The sequence below is a fragment of the Thermophilibacter provencensis genome (genome assembly GCF_900128445.1).
GTDB lineage: Bacteria > Actinomycetota > Coriobacteriia > Coriobacteriales > Atopobiaceae > Thermophilibacter > Thermophilibacter provencensis.
Window position 1 is genome coordinate 2,223,556 of record NZ_LT671417.1, and the last position, 14,179, is coordinate 2,237,734.

13 protein-coding genes are annotated in these 14,179 nt (G+C 70.9%); 5 read left to right on the forward strand and 8 right to left on the reverse strand.

Going from position 1 to position 14,179, the window contains the following annotated elements; all coding sequences use genetic code 11:
• Positions 1 to 17: 17 nt before the first annotated feature.
• Entirely contained in the window at positions 18 to 1,136 is a 1,119-nt protein-coding gene (locus BQ7391_RS10075; protein WP_075279029.1) for an IS1249 family transposase, read from the forward strand.
• A gap of 152 nt (positions 1,137 to 1,288) precedes the next feature.
• On the opposite strand, the gene BQ7391_RS10080 is transcribed toward BQ7391_RS10075, so the two are convergent.
• The 7 genes from BQ7391_RS10080 to BQ7391_RS10110 form a co-directional block, all read right to left on the reverse strand.
• Complete coding sequence (locus BQ7391_RS10080) at positions 1,289 to 1,720, reverse strand: HIT family protein (protein ID WP_075280491.1); 432 nt, start codon at positions 1,718 to 1,720, stop codon at positions 1,289 to 1,291.
• 237 nt (positions 1,721 to 1,957) lie between these two features.
• Complete coding sequence (locus tag BQ7391_RS10085; protein ID WP_075280492.1) at positions 1,958 to 2,752, reverse strand: anti-sigma-I factor RsgI family protein; 795 nt, start codon at positions 2,750 to 2,752, stop codon at positions 1,958 to 1,960.
• The gene (locus BQ7391_RS10090) at positions 2,749 to 3,234 is read right to left on the reverse strand and encodes an RNA polymerase sigma factor (RefSeq protein WP_200799608.1); all 486 of its coding nucleotides are present in this window, start codon (positions 3,232 to 3,234) and stop codon (positions 2,749 to 2,751) included. The genes BQ7391_RS10085 and BQ7391_RS10090 overlap by 4 nt, the downstream gene beginning before the upstream one ends.
• 30 nt (positions 3,235 to 3,264) lie before the next feature.
• On the reverse strand, positions 3,265 to 3,564 hold the full coding sequence (locus tag BQ7391_RS10095; RefSeq protein WP_075280493.1) for a hypothetical protein: 300 nt from the start codon (positions 3,562 to 3,564) through the stop codon (positions 3,265 to 3,267).
• Positions 3,565 to 3,717: 153 nt separating this feature from the next.
• Positions 3,718 to 5,478 (reverse strand): ABC1 kinase family protein, encoded by a 1,761-nt coding sequence (locus tag BQ7391_RS10100; RefSeq protein WP_083662195.1) that lies wholly within the window; start codon positions 5,476 to 5,478, stop codon positions 3,718 to 3,720.
• 171 nt (positions 5,479 to 5,649) lie between these two features.
• Positions 5,650 to 5,997: a phasin family protein gene (locus BQ7391_RS10105; protein WP_075280494.1), complete on the reverse strand. Its 348-nt coding sequence runs from the start codon at positions 5,995 to 5,997 to the stop codon at positions 5,650 to 5,652.
• A gap of 156 nt (positions 5,998 to 6,153) precedes the next feature.
• Positions 6,154 to 6,828, reverse strand: coding sequence for an HAD family hydrolase (locus BQ7391_RS10110; RefSeq protein ID WP_075280495.1), 675 nt, complete (start codon positions 6,826 to 6,828; stop codon positions 6,154 to 6,156).
• 334 nt (positions 6,829 to 7,162) lie between these two features.
• Between BQ7391_RS10110 and BQ7391_RS10115 the strand changes: the two genes are divergently transcribed.
• From BQ7391_RS10115 to BQ7391_RS10130, 4 genes are all read left to right on the forward strand, one after another.
• Positions 7,163 to 8,419, forward strand: a complete 1,257-nt coding sequence (locus tag BQ7391_RS10115; RefSeq protein WP_075280496.1) for a DUF1015 domain-containing protein — start codon at positions 7,163 to 7,165, stop codon at positions 8,417 to 8,419.
• 41 nt (positions 8,420 to 8,460) lie between these two features.
• Complete coding sequence (locus BQ7391_RS12695) at positions 8,461 to 10,719, forward strand: tetratricopeptide repeat protein (protein WP_075280497.1); 2,259 nt, start codon at positions 8,461 to 8,463, stop codon at positions 10,717 to 10,719.
• On the forward strand, positions 10,719 to 11,381 hold the full coding sequence (locus BQ7391_RS10125; protein ID WP_075280498.1) for an HAD family hydrolase: 663 nt from the start codon (positions 10,719 to 10,721) through the stop codon (positions 11,379 to 11,381). The genes BQ7391_RS12695 and BQ7391_RS10125 overlap by 1 nt, the downstream gene beginning before the upstream one ends.
• Before the next feature lie 223 nt (positions 11,382 to 11,604).
• The gene (locus tag BQ7391_RS10130) at positions 11,605 to 12,582 is read left to right on the forward strand and encodes a helix-turn-helix transcriptional regulator (RefSeq protein WP_075280499.1); all 978 of its coding nucleotides are present in this window, start codon (positions 11,605 to 11,607) and stop codon (positions 12,580 to 12,582) included.
• Positions 12,583 to 12,782: 200 nt separating this feature from the next.
• Here the strand turns inward: BQ7391_RS10130 and BQ7391_RS10135 are convergent, their stop codons facing one another.
• Positions 12,783 to 14,057 (reverse strand): ISL3 family transposase, encoded by a 1,275-nt coding sequence (locus BQ7391_RS10135; RefSeq protein WP_075279643.1) that lies wholly within the window; start codon positions 14,055 to 14,057, stop codon positions 12,783 to 12,785.
• Between the last annotated feature and the right edge of the window lie 122 nt (positions 14,058 to 14,179).

A 14,179-nucleotide genomic window follows, 5' to 3' on the forward strand; every position in this document is an offset into this window, starting at 1 on the left:
GGAATCGAGGTTCGCGGATGAAGGCGGTCAGGTGCCCCTCCTGCGGGGCGGCGATGAAGAGGAACGGGAAGACGAGCGCAGGCGCGCAGAGGTGGAGGTGTGGCTCCTGCGGCGCCTCCACGACGCTCTCCTACGACGACACGGCCGCGAGGCTCGGTGAGTTCCTGGCGTGGCTGACCTCGAAGGACACCCAGCTCTCGATGCCCGGCCAGGGGCGCACGTTCAGGAGGAGGACCGCCGGGTTCTGGCGGGTGTGGCCCATGCCCGAGCCGACCGGGGAGGTCCGCAGGGTGCTCTTCGTCGACGGGATATGGCTCGCCCGCGACCTCGTGGTCCTGATCGCGCACGACGGGAGCTTCGTCGTGTCGTGGTACATGGCGCAGTCGGAGACCTCGAGGGCGTGGGAGGCCCTGATGGCGCCGATCCCGGCCCCGGACGTGGTGGTGTGCGACGGCGGGACGGGCTTCGAGAGGGCCAGGCGCCGCGCGTGGCCGAGGACGCGCGTGCAGAGGTGCCTCTTCCACGCGTTCTGCCAGGTGAGGCGCTACACCACCTCGCGCCCGAGGCTCCAGGCGGGCAGGGAGCTCTACGCGCTCGCGCTCGAGCTGATGCACCTCGAGACGCTCCGCCAGGCCGACTGGTGGGTTGAGCGCTACCTGCAGTGGTGCGAGTTCTGGGCCGACTTCCTCGAGGACGTCTCGTACGTCGACGGGAGGCGCCAGTTCACCCACGAGAGGCTCAGGAAGGCCCGCTCCTCGCTCTCGCGGCTCGTCTCGCGGGGGACCCTCTTCACCTACCTGGACCCCGCACTGACGGCGGAGGGGCCGCTGCCGCGCACCAACAACGCGATCGAGGGAGGGGTCAACGCGCAGCTCCGGGACATGCTCAGGAACCATCGCGGCATGTCGACCATGCGGCGCGTGAAGGCGGTCTTCTGGTGGTGCTACCTGCACACAGAGAGCCCGAGGGACGCGCGCGGAATCCTCGCCTCCATGCCAACGGACGACGACATCGACCTGCTCTACAGGACCTACTCGGCATCACCCAAGCGCGACGACGGGGGCCCGGAGTGGGGCGACCGGGTAGTCTGGGAGGAGCTCCACCACAAGGACCCGTATACCTTCTGGCTGGACTAGGACAGGCGTTCCGCCGAGACACACATTTTGTCCTATAACCCCAATTTGTTAGATGCACATAACTTTATGCCTCCGGCATGACAAAGGTGACAGGGTCAACTGTCAGGAAAAACCTGACAGTTGACCCTGTCACCTTTGTCATGCCGAGAGCGCTACAGGGCGGCAGAGATCTTGTCGATGAGCTCGGCATACTCGGCGTCGGAGAGCGTCACGCGGCCCGGGTTCATCGCGAACACGTCGCCGAACTCGAAGGGGTCGTCCGCGTACTTGGGCACGAGGTGGAAGTGCAGGTGATGCATCGTGTCTCCATACGCCCCGAAGTTGATCTTGTCGGGAGAGAAGGCCCGATGCAGCGCGGAGGCCACGTGGCGGACGTCGGCCATGAAGGCGGCCGACTCCTCCTCGGTGAGGTCGCTGATGTCGTCGACGTGGCGCCTGGAGGCCACGATGCACCGGCCGCGGTGGCTCTGCTCCCTGAAGAGTATCAGCTGGCTTGCCGGCAGCTCGCGTATGGGGATGCCGAAGGCGCCCACCAGCTCGTCCTTCTCGCCAATCATGCAGTATGCGCAGCTTTCGTCCCTCATGGTCTCCCCTTTCTCGCATGCTCCCGATGGCTCAACTGTAGCGCCGGGGTCGCCGCGCGCGGGGGACACGTCGGCAAGCGTGCGACGCCACGTTTGCGCGAGCAGCCATCCGCGGCCGCCGCGTTTGCACGAGCAAACGTCACGCCAGGGCGGGGCGAGAAGAACCGACCTGCGGAAACGTCGCCGAAGAGGAGGCGCCCGCCGCGTTTGCACATGCAAACGCGGCGGGTCGGCGGGTCAGTCGTGCCCGGCCCGCCCCCGGTGCCGCCCTCCGTGATGGCTGGAAGAGGACCCCGCGCCCTCCAGCAGCTCCGCGAGCTCGCGCACGCTCATGTCCGCCGCATCCTCGGCGGTGAGGTCGGAGCCCGCGTCCACGAGCTCGCGCCAGACGCGCCACTTCCCCACGCCGAGCCCCTCCTCGTGCGCGGCATGGTGCTCCTCCTCGCTCGCGTGCGAGCAGCTCACCTCGGCGGCGGAGGCGCCCAGGCACCGATGGCTCGCATCCTCGATGGCGCCGTACTGGGCATCGTCCCCGCAGCTCACGGTCACGCTCACCGCCGAGTCCGCCGTGAGGTAGCCGGCGGCCTCCATGCCCTCGACGAGCGCGCGCACGGCATCCTCGTACCCCATCCACGTCACGTCCGTGGCGGAGAGCACGTCCTCCCCGTCCTCGTTGAGGCCCCGCGCGCTGACCACGTGGTCGAAGCGGTTGAGGCCGAGCTCGATCGAGGGGTTCACGTCGATGTCCACGTACGCGGTCGGGGTGGCGACGGCAAGCCCGAGAAGGCCCGCGCCCACCGCGGCGACCACGAGGCAGGCGGCGAGCAGCAGTCGCGCGCGGCGCCGGGCGCGCGGGCGAGAAGGACGCGACCCCGTCGCGGCGACGCTCGCGGCGGGCGCGGGCGCGTCGGCGCGCTCCCCCTCGCCGTGGCGGGCCTCGATCGCGGCAAGCGCGCGGGCCTTGACGCCCTCGGGGGCATGGACGGACGCGAACGCCTCGCGCACGCGCCTCTCGGCGGCACCCTCCCTCATGACAGCACCTCCCTGAGCCTGCGCTTCCCCCGCGAGATCCAGGAGTAGACCGTGCCCACGGGCATGTCGCAGATCCCGGCTATCTCGCGCGCGGTGTATCCCTCGCACAGGGCGAGGTAGAGCTGGGTCCGGGGCGGGTCCCCGAGCGCGGACATGGCGTCGAGCACCTCGCGCAGGCCGAGCTCGGAGGGCACCTCGGCGTCGACGGCCCCCTCGCCGAGCCGCTCCATGCGCTCGTCGAGCGAGACGTCGCGCCTCCGGGCCGCGCGCAGGGCGTCCTTGCAGCCGTTGATGGCCACGCGCAGGAGCCAGGCGCGGGCGTGGGCGTCGTCGCGGAACGGCCCGTCGTGCAGCGCGTACTTGAGGAAGGTCTCCTGGAAGACGTCCTCGGCATCCGCAGCGGGCAGGTAGACGAGGCAGGCGCGCCACACTGCGTCGGCGTGGGCGCCCATGGCGCGCTCTATGTCCGCCGCGTCGCGCACGTGACCTCCCCCTCGCTTCCCTCCATCATGCTACCAGCAACGATGCGCCCCGCCGCGGCCGCTCCGCACGCCGGAGCCGCAGCCCCGGCCGGAATGGTGGCCACGTCCGCAGCCCCTCCCGGCGCACGTCCCGTCCTCGCGGTTGTCGCACACCCCGTCGGCGTCCACGTCCACGTAGACGCATCGGTCCGTGGCGGCGTCGACCCTGCGCTCGATCGCCTGGCCCGTGAGCGACGACCGCGCCGCGGCGGCCGGCGTCGCCAGGCATCCCAACGAGAGCGCCCCCGCCGCGGCGAGGCCGGCAAGCCCCAGGCAGATTCCCCTCAGCATCGCAATCACTCCCCCGCTCCGTGGGGCGACCCTCTCGCCCCTCATCACAGACACGAGCCAGGGACGGGAATCCTTGCAGGCCTTCTCGCGTTTTTTTCGCCACGCCCTTCTCGCCCAGTGCGGGCCATCGACCGGCGACGGCGAAACGGGAGGCTACCTGCGCCGGCGACGGCGGCTCTCGCGGATGACGTCGTGCGCGACCCACACGCCGAGGATGAAGGCGGCGAGGTAGCCGATGAAGCCGATGATGGGGATGCCAAAGATGACCGGCTGGATGCGGGCGTAGTAGACGACGGACGATCCGATGAACAGGCCCGCCACGATGACGCTCATCGTGAGGCGGTTGGCGATGCGCGAGAGGTCCTCGAGCGGGTCGGCCGTGCCGGCGAGGTCGAGGTTCACGCGGAGCTGGCCGCGCGTGAGCATGCGCGTGATGAGGCTGAGGTCGCCCGCCGCCCCGAGCAGGCCGTGCGTGGCGGCAACCGTCTCGCGCGAGAGGCGCGAGAGCTCCTGGCGCACGAGCTCGTCAGGCGCGGCGTGCGCGCGCAGGTGGCTCTGGATGATCTCCACGATCGAGGCATCCGGAAGGAGCGTGTGCACCACGCCCTCGAGCGTCACGAGGGAGCGGGCGAGCATGGTGACCGACCCCGGGAGCTCGATGCCGTTCTTCTGCGCCATGGAGATGAGCGCGTTCATGAACGAGCCGATATCGAGGTCGGAGAGGTCGGCGAGGCCGTAGTCGGCGACGATCGCGTCGAGGTCGGCGAGCAGGTGCGCGTGGTCGACCTCCGAGGTGTCGGACGTCGAGAAGCGCAGCAGGCCGTCGGCGAGCGCCGGCGAGTCGCAGCGCGCGACGGCGAAGACCATGTCGCGCACCGCGCCGCGGTCGTGGCTGGAGAGGCGGCCCATGATGCCGAGGTCGAGGTAGACGATCTTGCCGCCGTTGATCACGAGGTTGCCGAGATGAGGATCCGCGTGGAAGAAGCCGTCGTCGAGCATCTGGCTCGTGTAGTTGTCCGCGAGCTTGGTGCCGATCTCCGCGAGGTCGTAGCCCTCGGAGACGAGGCGCGCGGTGTCGTTGATGGGGATGCCCTCGACGTAGTCCATGACCACCACGCGCCGCGTGCAGAGCGCGGGGTAGGGCTTGGGGCAGTCGACGAACCGGCAGCCCGCGTTGTTGCGGCGGAACTCCTCGAGGCTGCGCGCCTCCACGAGGAAGTCCGTCTCCTCGCGGAACGACTGCCAGAGCTCGTCCACCACCGACTGCAGGTCGATGAACTGCTCGTCCCCCATGAAGCGGCTCGCGTAGCGCGCGAGCGAGCGGATGATGGAGATGTCGCGCGCCATGATCTCCTGCACGTGCGGCCGCTGGAGCTTCACCGCCACGACCTCGCCCGTCACGAGGCGCGCCTTGTGCACCTGGGCGACGGAGGCCGAGCCGAGCGGGCGGTCGTCGATCGCGTCGAAGATGTCCTCGAGCGGGCGGTCGTACTCGGCGCGCAGGGCGGAGATCACCGTGTCGCGGTCCATGGGCTCCACGCTCGTGCGGAGCTTCCCGAGCTCGCGCGTGAAGCTCTCCGGCAGGATCTCCGAGCGCATGGAGAGGATCTGCCCCGCCTTGACGAAGGTGGGGCCGAGCTCCTCGAGCATGCGCCGCAGGCTCTTCGGCGTGAGGCCGTGGAAGATGTCGTAGCGTCGGACGATGTTGACCATCTCGCCGATGCGCGCGAGGCGCGACCCCGTGGTGAGGCCGTAGTCGTCCGCCCCGTCCGCGCGCCCGCCGAACAGCCCGATCGTCTGCGACGAGTCGCGCTGCTCCTCCCGCTTCCTCACGGCGGAGTACCAGGCGTCCAGGATGTCGTCCGGGGTCTTTGCCGTGGTGGGGACCTGCCGCCTGGGCAGCTCGGTGCCCATGACGCAGCCCCACGCGCGCCGCCCCTCCCCCTCGGGGGGGACGTCGCCCGCGGGGGGCGCCTGCTCCGCGGGCGACGTCGTGGCCCGCGGGTCCTGCCGAGCCGGGGTCGCGTCGTCGGCGCGACCCCGGCCTGTGTCGCTTCGAGCTTCCGTCACGTGCTCCCCAAGCCGCTACTCGGCGTCTTCCTCTTCTCCCTCGGCGTCCTCGACGTCGACCGTGACGGTCTGCGCGTCGATGTCCGCGGACATCTGGGCCACCTTGGCGGCGTACGCCGCGCGCTCCTCGGGCGTCATGGACTCAAGGCGGGCGCGCAGGGCGGAGTCTCCGGCGCCGTCGATGACCTCCTTGGCCTTGCGGGTGAGCTCCTGGTTGAGCGTCTTGCCCTGCTCGACCGTCAGCTCGCCCTTCTTGACCAGCTCCTCGACGACCTCCTGGGACTTCTCGGCCCCCATGGCAACCGCGCCCACGCTGGCCAGGAAGAGCTTGCGGATGCCCTCGGTCACGTCAAAGTCTGCCATGTCTGCTCCCATCTCTCGAGACCGGCGGGACGCCCCTCGCATCCCTCTATGCTCGTCCTTCTACCCATATCCCGGCGGCGGGGCCCGGCATTTCTCGGCAAGCGGCATGGCCCGGTCCGCCTGGAGACGGCCGCAGGAGGGGGCCGCGCGCGGCGGTCACGAGCCGAGAAGGGCGCGGCGGAGCTCGTCGACGCTCGCCGCCACGGCGCACGCCCCGGCGGCCTCGAGCTCGCCCGGGGCGGCGGTGCCCGCGTACGTCACGCCCACGCAGGGCACGCCGCACGCCGCAGCCGCCTCCACGTCATGGTGGCGGTCCCCCACCATGACGGCTTCGCCCGGGCCCACTCCAGCGCGCTCGAGGACACGCCCGATCGTCGCGGCCTTGTCCCCCTGCGCGTCGGACGCCTTGCCGAGCACCGCGAGGAAGAGCCCCTCGACGCCGTTGTCGGCGACGGCGCACTCCACGATCCTCTGGCGCTTGGAGGAGGCGACGGCGAGCGTCCTGCCCGCGGCGCGCAGGTCGACGAGGAGCTCGCGGACGCCCGGGTAGAGCGGCCATCCCTCAGGGCCGAGGCCCAGGTAGATGGCACGATACTCCTCGGTCACCTGCGCGGCTTCCTCCTCGGAGAGCCCGTAGACGCTCGAGAACGCCTGCGGGAAGGGCGGCCCGATGATCCTGCGCACGTCGCCTATCTCCTCCTCGGTGAGCCCGTGGCGGAGCAGGACCGTGCGAGCCGTTGAGATGATGCCGGCTATCGTGTCCGCAAGCGTCCCGTCAAAGTCGAAGATCACGAGCCCTCTTCCGGTGACGTCCTCGCCTGTGAGCGCCATGCGCGCCTCCCTTCGTCCGTATCAGGGTAGCACCCCTGCCGGCGCCCTGCGCGGCGCGCGGGCAAGGCGCGGCGGGCCCAAGCGGGCCCGGGTCCGCGCTGCGGTCGAGCATGCCCCCGCGCCCAGACAGAGCGAATCGACAAAAACGCGCCCTCGGGCGGCCAAAAACGTCCGCTCGCTCTGTCTGGGCGCACAGCGCGGGCCGGGGGCGGCGCGCAAAGCGCGGGCCCGGGCGGCGCCGGGCGGCAAGGCGCGGCGTCGAGCGGAGGGAGCGGGCGGGCGACGGAGCGCGCCCGCGGGGTATCATGTCCTCATACGCAAGCGAGGAGGCCCCATGCACGCTGAGCCCATAACCTGCCACCGCCCGCGACCGGACGCCGCCCCGGAGTTCGCCGCGCCGCCCTATGACGTGTTCGACCGCAACGGGGCCGCCGCGTACGCGTCCGAGCACCCGCGCTCCTTCCTGGCGATCGACCGCCCGGAGACCGCCTTCCCGCCCGGGCACGACCCGTACGCGGAGGACGTCTACGAGCACGCCCGCGACCTGCTCGCCGAGCGCGTCGCCGACGGGACGCTCCTGCGCGACGCCACGCCCTGCTACTACCTCTACCGCCTGCGCAGGGACGGCCGCGAGCAGACCGGCATCGTCGCCGGGGTGGCGATGGACGACCTCGCGGACGGGACCGTGCGGGCGCACGAGCTCACCCGCCCGGAGAAGGAGGCCGACCGCGCCCGCCACATCGAGGCGACGGGCTGCCAGACCGGCCCCGTCTTTCTCGCCTACCGCGACAACGCGGTCATGGACATCCTCGTGGAGGCCGCGAAGGCGGCCGACCCCCTCTACGACTTCACCGACGGGGAGGGCGTCCGCCAGACGGTCTGGCGCGTGGCGCGCCCGGCGGCCGTCGAGAGCTTCCGCGCGATGCTCGGCCAGGTGGACCGCGCCTACATCGTCGACGGGCACCACCGCGCCGCCGCGGCGGCGGGCGTCTGCCGGCGCATGCGCGAGGAGGCGGGCTCGGGCCTGTCCGGCACCGAGCCCTACAACTTCCTGCTCTGCGCCCTCTTCCCCGCGAGCCAGCTCGCCGTGCTCCCGTACGACCGCGTGGTCGCGGACACAAACGGGCTCGACGAGGGCGGGCTCGTGGCGGCGCTCGAGGCGGCGGGCGTCACCGTCGGGGGGCGCCAGGAGGCGCCGGTGTGCCCGGCGCGGCGCGGGCAGGTGGGCATGCGCGCGTTCGGGGCGTGGCGTGAGCTCTCCCTCGGGGACGCGCGGTCGGACGATCCGGTCGACGGCCTCGACGTCGCCATACTGCAGGACCGGGTGCTCGGCCCCGTCCTCGGCATCGGGGACCCGCGCTCCGACGGGCGCATCTCGTTCGTGGGCGGCGCCGAGGGCCCCGAGGCGCTCGCGCGGCGCGCGGGCGAGCGGGGCGTCGCGTTCTCGCTCTTCCCGGTCTCCATGGGGGAGCTCATGTCCGTGGCCGACGCCGGGAGGCTCATGCCGCCCAAGTCGACCTGGCTCGAGCCAAAGCTCAGAAGCGGGCTCTTCATCAGGAGGGTCGGCCCCGGCGGGAGGGGCGCGCGCTAGGCCGCGCGAGGGACGGCAAGGGGACGAGAGGGGGCAAGGCCATGGCAGAGGAGGAGCGGACGGGACGGCTCGGGAGGCTCTTCGCCGCGCTCGTGAACGTGGGGGACGAAGACGGGGGCGAGGCGTCGCCCGAAGGGGCGGGCCCCGCCGGCCAGGATGCCGAGAAGGACCCGGCGGGTGGCAACACCACCGTCCTCGACCTCGAGGGGCTCTCGCGCTCCCTCGCCTCGTCCCCCGACCCCATGGCCCTTCTCGCGGGGCTCGTCGTCGACGTCCGCGCGCGGGTCGGGGCGACCGGGGCGCCCGAGCTCCCGGGCGAGGCGCCCAAGCTGCTGCCGAGCCCGCTCGAGGTGCATCTCGCCACGAGGCTCGTGGAGGCGGGCCTCCTGGAGGCAGACGTCGAGCTTCCGGGCGTCCGCGTGGTACGCCCGCGCACCTCGGGCCTCTTCTACCTGCGCATCGAGGAGGAGCGGGTCAGCTACCTCGCCAAGCTCCGCGTCCTGCAGGTCGAGTCCGCGCTCAACTCCGTCCTTCTCGCGGCCCATGCCCTCGCGAACCCCAACGACGCCCCGCTCGATGCGATCGTGCGGGCCGAGCAGCGCGTCACGAGGTCCGTCGCCGGCCAGGCGCGCGAGGTCGCGGAGCGACTCGAGGGGCCCGTGCGAGGGGAGTGGGACGTGCGCTACGCGCTCGCCTACGGCATCGAGGCCTTCCGCCTCCCCCACCGCCTCACGGCGCGCTTCCGCGTGAACGCGCGGGCGGGGGTCGCCGCCTTCGAGCTCGACCTCGTCCCGCCGGAGGCGTGGCCGCGCTCGGCCTTCGTCGACGGCCTCGGCGTGGTCCCCGCGACCGAGCAGATGCGCCGGCGCGCCGCCGGCACCTACAACGCCCGGCTCGCGGCGCTCGTGGCGGGCTACGCCCTGGCCGCCGCCCCCGAGCTCGGCGAGGTCTGGGTGGCGGGCGTCATCGACACCGCGCGCGACCACGCCTGCCTCTACTCCGCCCGCATCTCGCGGGAGGCCCTGGAGGCCTTCGACCGAGGGGGCTCGTTCGACCCCGTCGCGCTGCTGCGCTCCTGCGGGGCGGCCATCTCCCCCGACGAGACGGGCGGCCTCGCCCCGGTCCGCCAGGGCTTCTCCCTCGACGACGAGACGCTCTGCCCGCGCGAGCGCTACGACGCCCCCGAGCTCTCCGAGGCGACGCTCGCCGGCGAGCTCGGCGACGCGCTCGGCTGCTGGCGCGTGAGCGACCTCGGGATCGACGAGGGCGCCCGGCGCAGGCACGTCGCCGACGAGCTCGCGCGCCACCTGACGGGCTCCACCGAGAAGAACGTCCAGGCGATCCTCGCCGCGGCGCGCGAGGACGGGCACCCCGACGTCATCGAGGCGGCGCGGCGCTGCGTCTCCGGCCTCATCGACGGAGAGCTGGAGGACGACGCCCTCGCCATCGGCGAGTCCTTCGTGGAGGGCGGCGACCTCCAGCGCGGCTGCGCCCGGGCGCGCGACGCGCTGCTCTCGCACGACCTCGAGGCCGCGGGGAAGTACGCGACGGACGCGCTCCTGCCCATCGACGGGCTCGGGTCCTTCGACGGGTCGGACGGGCTCGTCTGGCGCGGCTTTGGGTCCTATGCCGACCGCGCGCTCTACAACCGGCTGATCGCGGCCCCCGGAGAGCGCTGCGCCCTCGTCCCCGCCGCCTACCTCGAGGCCCACACCATCGCCGCCGCCTCCGCCCTCGCCCGGGGCCGCGCCGAGGAGGCGCTCGAACACGCCCGGCGCGCCGCGGAGGTGGCCCCGCTCTCCTCGCAGGCGAGCCTCAACCTGGCGCAGTGCCTCGAGGCGACGGGCGACCCCGAGGCCGCCGGGCGCGAGCTCTGCCGCCTGCTCTCGCTCGCGCATGACCCGGAGTCGATCGGCCTCGGCTACCTGGGCATGGCGCAGCTCCAGTGGCAGGGCGGCCACGTGCTCACCGCTCAGGCCTGCTACCAGCGCGCGACCCGCCACCTCGGCGCGCCCGCGCTCGTGGCGCGGCTCGCCATGGCGGCCCTCATCGGCCAGGCTGGGGCCTCGGCGGGAGGCGAGCTCTCGCCCGACCAGGCGGACTCACTCCTGGAGGCGGCCGGGATCCCGCTCGCCCCGACCGAGACCGTGAGCGCAGCCTTCCTCGAGGCCACGCGCGCCGCCACGGACGCCGGCATCTTCCGCGTGGCGCGCGACCTCCTGCGAAAGCTCTGCATGATCTCGCGCGACGACGTCTACTTCGGCATGCTCCGCTCCGTCGAGGACGAGCCGGACCGCTGATGGCCGCGCCCTCGCTCCTCCCGCCGTCCTTCTCGGCGGGCATCTTCGACTTCGACGGGACGCTCGCGGAGACCTGGCACCTCTGGCGGCGCGTCGACGAGATCTTCTTCTCCACGCGCGGGCTGCCCTTCGACGAGGATGCCTCCGCCACGCTCGCCACGCTCGGGTTTTCCGCCGGGGCCCGCTGGTGCGTCGAGCGCTACCGCCTGCGCGACGAGGTGTCCGACATCGTGGACGAGTGGAACCGCCTAGGTGCGGCGCTCTACGAGGAGGAGGTCCGCCTGCGCCCGGGCGCCGAGGCCTACCTGCGCGCGCTCCGGGAGGCGGGCGTACCGCTGGCCCTTGCCACCACAAACGACCCGCACGTGCTGGGCGCCATGCGGCACGTGGACGTCTACGGCCTCTTCGACGAGGTGGTCTGCGGGCGCGAGGTCGCGCGCGGGAAGGACCACCCCGACATCTACCTCGAGGCGTCCCGCCGCCTGGGCGCGGCGCCGGGCGCGTGCTGCGTCTTCGAGGACATACTGCCCGGCACGCTCTCGGCCGCCCGCGCCGGCATGACGACGGTGGCCGTGCGCTGCGAGGACCCGCGCCAGCCCGCCCGCGAGCTGCGTCGCGCGGCCGACCTCTGGATCGAGGGCTGGGAGGGGCTCGCCGACTGAGGGCCCGCCGTCCCCGCCGAGCACCCGAACTTCTGTACATTGCTGCCATAGTGCGCCGGGAATCGCGCCTCCTACAATGCAGGATATGCCTCGGCGACGTCGAGAAGATTGACCCATCGCACATCAAAACCCGTGGCAATCGGGATTCATGCCCTCTTAGCACAGACCTCCTCACTACGGGGATATACGATGCTCGAAAGAGGCCTAGGTGATAGGAGCTACCATGAGCGACCAGCGACGTTCCACCCATGAGACGCCCGGGATTCCGCACGCCTCCGACGAGGCCGAGCGCTCGTTCTCTGAGCATGGCCTCACTGAGCGAGAGGTCGACGCCGCGCGCTCCGTACTCGCCGGCATGACCGCTGAGATGGCGGCGAGGGAGATGGGCATTGAGGCATCAACGGTGGGTGGCTTCAGGCAACGGGCGTATCACAAGCTCGGCGTGGAGGACGGACGCGAGCTCGTGCGACGCTACGGGCCACATGGCGACAAGGACGTGAACGAGCTCGCGAACAATATCGAGGGCTTTCGCAGCGCCCTTGAGAACAGGGGCCTTTCGGACACCCAGCTCGACGTCCTCGCACGTGCTGCGGCGGGAGTTCCCACGACAGAGATTGCCCGGGAGCTCTGCGTGGCGCCTGGTACCGTCGGATGCGCGAGGTCCAACGGGTACCGGCTCCTCGGCGTTCGCTCACGAGAGGAGCTCCTCTCCATGCTCGAAGGCGAATGCGCGGAACGTGAGAGGAGGCAGAGGAGGGGAAAGCGTCTCGCTCTCGGATGCATGGTCACGGTAATTGCCGTCGCCGCGCTTCTCGCAATCGCTGAAACTTTTCTCCCAGTCGACGCCATTAGGGAATTCCTGAGCGGCGAGGCCGTGGGCATGCGCAGCGTCAACGGCGTCCTTTATGCAATCAACGAGAATGACCAGACCTTTGGCTCAATCGAACGCGCTAACCTGCCCGAACCATGGGACGAGTTTCTTGAGCATCCCTCTGTAACGGAATCCGATATGCGTGAATGCCTGCCCGACCTCATTGCGACAACGTCAACGTCCTGGAACACATATGGAGAGGCCGGCTACATCAGGAAAGAAGACTTCTTAAGCGGCGCGAGAAGCCCCGATGGTTACGTGATTGTCTGGGAGGCCAACGGGAGGAGGGAGATGGGCTCGATACAAATCGGCAAGTTCACAGCACGATAAGCGAAAGGAGCACGTCTTGAAACCGAAAAACAAATAGCTGGATTTTATTATTTGCCTTCTCTTCGTCATGGGTATCGTTATTTCCCCAATGACCGCGCAGGCGGGGGAAATCGCGGACTCAGTCAACGGCGTTATTTCCTTTGAGGAATACTATGCAACCCTCCGTTCGGAATACTCAAAAAGGGGGCTCTTCCGCGTTTCTAGTGGGTAGCACATGCCGACGCGGGCCGGGCCGAGAAATCCAGCCTCCCCAGCCTGAGGAAGATCATCGTTGTGAAGTAGCCGACGTTCCTGAAGCCCCTGGACGCCCTCTTGAGCGACTGTATGATCGAGTTCATGCCCTCCAGGAAGCCGTTCGAGGACCTCGCGGAGAACCAGTTGAGAACGCCCTCCCGCTCGTCGCGGATCGTCCGCGCCGCCGCCTTCATCAGGGGCACGTTCGAGTGCATGATCCAGGAGATCGCCCGGTCGAGCTCGGCTGCGGCCTCCTCCCTGGTCGCGCACGAGTAGACCGCGCGGACCGCCTCCACCATCGCGCAGGCGCGCGCCGTGAGCAGGTGCTCGGAGGCGAGCGACGCCCTCGTCTCGGCCTGCCGCCCGGTGAGGTTCTCCGGGCGCTTGAGCCAGACGTACTTGGTGCCCCTGAGCAGGCGCCTCTTCTCCTCGCAGCTCCTCGCCTCGGCGTTCCTGGTCCTGTCGAGGGCCCTCGTCAGCAGCTGCATGACGTGGAAGCGGTCCACGGTCTGGGCGGCGCCCGGCATGGCGTCGGCGCAGCCCAGCGAGTAGGAGCTCGCCATGTCGCGCGTCACCTCGGAGATCGCGGACCTGTCGCCGCCGCGCTCCTCGAGCTGGTCGCAGAGCCTGCCGGCCGCGCCGCGGTCCCTGCCCTCGGTGACGGCGACCACGCGCCGGCCGTCGACGTCGGCCATCACGGATATGTAGCGCTGGCCGCGGGCGCGGGCCGTGTCGTCGATGCCGACCCTCGTCACGTCCGAGTAGTCGGCGCCGGCCCTCGCCTCGGCGACCGCGCGGCCGAGCATCGCCCATATCCTCGAGTCGGACTCGCGGACCCGGCGCGCGATCTCCGTCACGGTCGCGCCGGACATCGCCATCACGAGCACCTGCGCCTCGAACAGGGCGGTGAAGTGGGAGTTCGGGCGCACCTCCCAGGGCATGCGGACGGTCCTGGGGCCGTGCTCGGGGCAGTCGGCCCGGGGCACGCGGCAGTGCACGACGGTGCGGAACTGCCAGATGTCGAGGTGGCGCCAGGTGCGCTCGCGGGCGTCGTAGACCCCGCAGCGGGCGCCGCACTCGGGGCACCTCACCGCCCTGCCGGGGACCCTGCCCACGCGTATGTGCAGCTCCTCGTCGCCGGACTCGGGCGACTCGAACCAGACGTCCTCGACCCGCCATTCCTCCCCGAGCCCCATCGAGTGCTCGAAGAGCCTCGCCAGCATCACCGCCTGAGCGTCCATGTGGGAGCCCCTCTCCTCCGCCCGTCGGCAGAATGGTACCGCTCGGGGTACCCGCGGTCACGGGGGACGGGGCGTGCTACCCACCAAAAGCTTCGATGAGCCAAAAAGGGGCGTCAACTTCA

Bases quoted from the DNA above. Each gene is read 5' to 3' on its own strand.
- BQ7391_RS10075 (WP_075279029.1), top strand. From the start codon at position 18: ATGAAGGCGGTCAGGTGCCCCTCCTGCGGGGCGGCGATGAAGAGGAAC.
- BQ7391_RS10080 (WP_075280491.1), bottom strand. From the start codon at position 1,720: ATGAGGGACGAAAGCTGCGCATACTGCATGATTGGCGAGAAGGACGAG.
- BQ7391_RS10085 (WP_075280492.1), bottom strand. From the start codon at position 2,752: ATGAGGGAGGGTGCCGCCGAGAGGCGCGTGCGCGAGGCGTTCGCGTCC.
- BQ7391_RS10095 (WP_075280493.1), bottom strand. From the start codon at position 3,564: ATGCTGAGGGGAATCTGCCTGGGGCTTGCCGGCCTCGCCGCGGCGGGG.
- BQ7391_RS10100 (WP_083662195.1), bottom strand. From the start codon at position 5,478: ATGGGCACCGAGCTGCCCAGGCGGCAGGTCCCCACCACGGCAAAGACC.
- BQ7391_RS10105 (WP_075280494.1), bottom strand. From the start codon at position 5,997: ATGGCAGACTTTGACGTGACCGAGGGCATCCGCAAGCTCTTCCTGGCC.
- BQ7391_RS10110 (WP_075280495.1), bottom strand. From the start codon at position 6,828: ATGGCGCTCACAGGCGAGGACGTCACCGGAAGAGGGCTCGTGATCTTC.
- BQ7391_RS10115 (WP_075280496.1), top strand. From the start codon at position 7,163: ATGCACGCTGAGCCCATAACCTGCCACCGCCCGCGACCGGACGCCGCC.
- BQ7391_RS12695 (WP_075280497.1), top strand. From the start codon at position 8,461: ATGGCAGAGGAGGAGCGGACGGGACGGCTCGGGAGGCTCTTCGCCGCG.
- BQ7391_RS10125 (WP_075280498.1), top strand. From the start codon at position 10,719: ATGGCCGCGCCCTCGCTCCTCCCGCCGTCCTTCTCGGCGGGCATCTTC.
- BQ7391_RS10130 (WP_075280499.1), top strand. From the start codon at position 11,605: ATGAGCGACCAGCGACGTTCCACCCATGAGACGCCCGGGATTCCGCAC.
- BQ7391_RS10135 (WP_075279643.1), bottom strand. From the start codon at position 14,057: ATGGACGCTCAGGCGGTGATGCTGGCGAGGCTCTTCGAGCACTCGATG.